Below are 3,783 nucleotides of genomic sequence, written 5' to 3'. Positions count from 1 at the left end.
CCGGCCGCTTCACCAGCCAGGACGCACACTCCTTCCTCGCCGACCCCGCCCAGGGAAACCGCTACGCCTACGCAGGCGACGACCCCATCAACAACGTCGATCCGACCGGCGAGGTGCCCTGGTCGAAATACGCGACGTCCTGCTTCAAGGGTGGAGCTCAAGGAGCGCTCGTCGCAGGACTCACAGGAACCGCCACCACGGGAATCGGCCTCGCCACTGAGGCCGCGACCGGCTGCGCCATCGATACAGGGCTGGACATCGTGGGCGACTACGGGCCCAGCGGTTCCGGCGACGCCTCCGAAGCCGTGAGCTTCCTCAACGACGCAAAGGACGCCTTCAAACTAGGGGCAAGCCTGTTCTGACCTGGTACGCCTGGGGGCCGGGCACCCTTGCCCGGCCCCTGAACCGAAAGGAACCCGGTGAACATCTTCGTCTGGCTCGTCATCGTGGTGGTTGTCGCCGCCCTCATAGCATTCCAACTTTTCATGCGAACCGGAGGTATGCGAAAGTACAGGGAACGGAGGGGCAAAAAGTGGTGACCGATAGCATGGTAATCAGCTCCGGGCAGGGGGCCGAACCCCAGGCGTATTATTTGGCTTTCAGCGGGGCCGCTCTGGGAATAACCGTGCTCGTAGTTGCCCTAGTGGCTTTCTTCTATTTTCTTATCGTTCTACTCACTCGAAAGCGCTAGGAGAACCAAGCCGTCTCGGGAGGGGCCGGAGCCACCGTCAAATGCGCGAAAAACGCGCTGCGCAGCTCGTAGTCAGTCAGCCGCCAGGAGGAGCAGTGAGCACCTACAGGACCAGAGTCGTTGCGTGGTTCGCATCTGTGGCCGTGGCCATAGTGGCTATGTTCCTGTTCGTCCCCTGGGCCCAGGACGAGCTCAGCAAGCCGCTCCGCGTCACTATCGCAATCGTCCTCCTTGTTGCAATCCTGGCATCGCTGATCTGGGTCAGCCGAGGACAACGCAACAAGAAATGACCGGGAGCATTGATCTATGAGGGAAGCGGGAAATTTTATTTCCCGCTTCCCTCATAGTAAAGAAAATAGCAGATCGAACCCTTCTGTTTTCATCAGAGGTGGCGAGAAGGCCAATATGCCGACCTCGCCCGGCGGCCGACTCTTCAGCCGCCGCCCTGGGACTCGCCGCTGTCAGTCTATTTCTTGCGTGCCTCGGGGTGGTGCGGTGCAGAACCAGCCGACCCCAGCCGCTCTCGGGCAGGGTGCAGTCCGCCAGGGCCACCGCGACGGCTCCTCCTCCGATCGGAGCCCCGCGTAGTAGGTGCCCTCGACGCCAGCTCCGCACCCAACTCCCCCGCCACCGCGGTGACACTGGGCCGCGCTCCGCCGGCACGTCATGCCGGAACTCCCGCTGCCGCTGGCGGCCGACCACCAACCCACCACCCAATTTCGAAGTGCCCGGCATCCGGCGCAGCCAGGACCGACTGCACCAGGTTGCTTACTTGCGGAAGCAGCTCGGCGACGGCCTCTCCCTCACTGCCGTACGGTCCTGGGCCGATCTCCTGGTAAAGAGGGCCGACACGCCAACGCTCCTTGAACGCAGCGGCGTCGGCCTGGCTGGCTTAGCGGAGGAACCATGCGACGTTCCTACTGACCGCGTCATCGCATGCACGCGTAACGCCGTGTTGGCTGCGTGGGCTCGAACAGAAGGACGAAAGCGATCGCCCCCGCCATCGGTGATCTCCAGCAAATGGCGTTCCGCAAGCTGAACCAGCGCCTGTGCGGCCTCGCGCTGGCTCGTTTGGGCGGCTGCGGCAACCGGCCCGACGCTGAGCTCTTCCCACGGCCACAAGGCAGCCACCCGGTACACGCGAGCTGCATCGGACCCCAGCCGAACGTACTGCAACTGGGCCACCGAGCCGACCGGGTCTCCACTATCCCCACCTTCCGGGAGCGCCGCATTCAGATCCACCCCGATCATGCGCAGCGCATAGGGAAACCCTGCGCGCCGCTCGAGAATGGCCAGCCTGACGCAGATCCTCGCCTAACGCTGCTCGGTTGGGAAACTCGCCCCGGTCCACACCGCGCTCGTCACCCTCCAAGGCACAGGCGTCGATCACCTCACGTCAGCCACCCATGGCTGCCGCTGGCAGGCGATCCGGGGAACCGATCCTCTGCTGTGACCAAGCCATCCACAAGCATTGACTATTGCTCACCCCACCGCCGCCCACCGGCTATTCCGCGCATTGCGCCGCAGCGGCGGCCTCGGGCTTGCACCCGCCTAGTACGGCAGCTGTAGATCGTGATCTTGTCCTTCGAGTGGCCCTCTATCCTGCCGACCCGCCTGCTGAGTCCTCTGCGCCGTCGACGACCGAACGAACGCACCTCATCCAGTCCTCCCAGGCAGCGGGGTCTGTCGTTCCGCCGTCCGCCTCGATGCCGATGTCGCCCAAGAGCGTGAGAAGGTCGTCCCCGGCGCGGTTCGCGAACTGCCACACGAACCGCGACATGGCGACGAAGGCCTCGCGCTCGTTCAACTCGTAGCGACTCATCAGGGCTTTCCAACCTCGGGCGGAGCCCGGTAGTCCAGGGCCGAGGGTCGTGATCTGCCTGCCTGGGCAACAGCGCGGCCACCGAAGATCATCGTGGTTTGTGAAGACAACGAAGGATCAAGCAGTGGCCGCAGGTCACAGCGTAGACGTTGAACGATGGCAGGTGATGTTCGAGGGCCTGATGGCCCGCGTCGCAGGTCGGTTCGCCCGGGTGGAACCCCGCCGCCGCGCCCGCTCGCTGGTGCTGGGGCTGCTGTCGGATCTGCCGCGCAAGAATTGCTGGACGATCGCGGAGCATGCCGGAGACACCACCCCCCACGGGATGCAGCACCTACTGGGCCGTGCCAAGTGGGACGCCGATGCGGTCCGCGACGACATCCGCACCTACGTGGTGGACCACCTGCGCGACGAAGAGGCGGTCCTCGTCGTCGACGAGACCGGCGACTTGAAGAAGGGCATCGCGACGGTGGGCGTCCAGCGCCAATACACCGGCACCGCGGGCAGAATAGAGAACGCGCAGGTAGCGGTCTACCTCGTTTACTCTGCGCGGGCCGGACACGCCGCCATCGAGCGGGAGCTGTATGTCCCGCGTTCCTGGACCGAGGACCGCCAGCGGTGCCGGGCGGCCGGCATACCCGCCGCTGTGGGCTTCGCCACCAAGCCCGCTCTGGCCGCACAGATGATCGCCCGCGCCCTGGACTCCGGCGTCGCGGCGCGATGGGTGGCAGGTGACGAGGTCTACGGCGGCAATCCGACCCTTCGCACCGCACTGGAACGCCGCGCGGTCGGCTACGTCCTCACGGTCGCCTGCGACCACCAGATCGCCACGAGGGGAGGAAGACTGCGGGCGTCCGCGCTGGTCAAGAAGATGCCCAAGCGGGCCTGGCAGAAGCTCTCCGCCGGGACCGGCGCGAAGGGCCACCGCTTCTACGACTGGGCCGTGGTCCACATCGCCGATCACCGCCCCGGACACCACCAACTCCTGGTCCGCCGAAACCGGCGCACTCGCGAACTCGCCTTCTACCGCTGCTATTCGCCCATCGCCGTGCCACTGTCCACACTCGTACGGGTAGCCGGGCGCAGGTGGACGGTCGAGGAGACCTTCCAGACGGGAAAGGAACTGACCGGATTGGACGAACACCAGGTCCGCCGGTGGACGTCCTGGCACCGCTGGGTTGTCGCGCGTCAGACTTTGTGGCAGAGCCTGTTTCTTGCGGGCTCTGTCGTGTGAAGGAGTCTGATCGATCATGGTGAGACCGCCGGCGCTTCC

1 protein-coding gene and 2 pseudogenes are annotated in these 3,783 nt (G+C 65.3%); 2 read left to right on the top strand and 1 reads right to left on the bottom strand.

All coding sequences use genetic code 11. The features are described 5' to 3' along the window. Positions 1–362: pseudogene (locus ACFY9V_RS35405) on the top strand (hypothetical protein); the annotation flags it as partial. A 1,926-nt stretch (positions 363–2,288) separates the two neighbouring features. Here ACFY9V_RS35405 and ACFY9V_RS35400 read toward each other — a convergent pair. Beyond that, the gene (locus tag ACFY9V_RS35400) at positions 2,289–2,513 is read right to left on the bottom strand and encodes a hypothetical protein (protein WP_355342741.1); all 225 of its coding nucleotides are present in this window, start codon (positions 2,511–2,513) and stop codon (positions 2,289–2,291) included. A 181-nt stretch (positions 2,514–2,694) separates the two neighbouring features. On the opposite strand from ACFY9V_RS35400, the pseudogene ACFY9V_RS35395 reads away from it, so the two are divergent. Further along, positions 2,695–3,690, top strand: a pseudogene (locus tag ACFY9V_RS35395) (IS701 family transposase); the annotation flags it as partial. Positions 3,691–3,783: the final 93 nt, after the last annotated feature.

The sequence above is a fragment of the Streptomyces sp. NPDC008317 genome (genome assembly GCF_042955955.1).
GTDB lineage: Bacteria > Actinomycetota > Actinomycetes > Streptomycetales > Streptomycetaceae > Actinacidiphila.
The sequence above is the reverse complement of the archived record's forward strand: the minus strand, read 5'-3'. Positions and strand labels throughout refer to the sequence as shown.

What these genes read in the sequence shown, in the direction of transcription:
- ACFY9V_RS35400 (WP_355342741.1), bottom strand. Translation starts at nt 2,513, where the DNA reads ATGAGTCGCTACGAGTTGAACGAGCGCGAGGCCTTCGTCGCCATGTCG.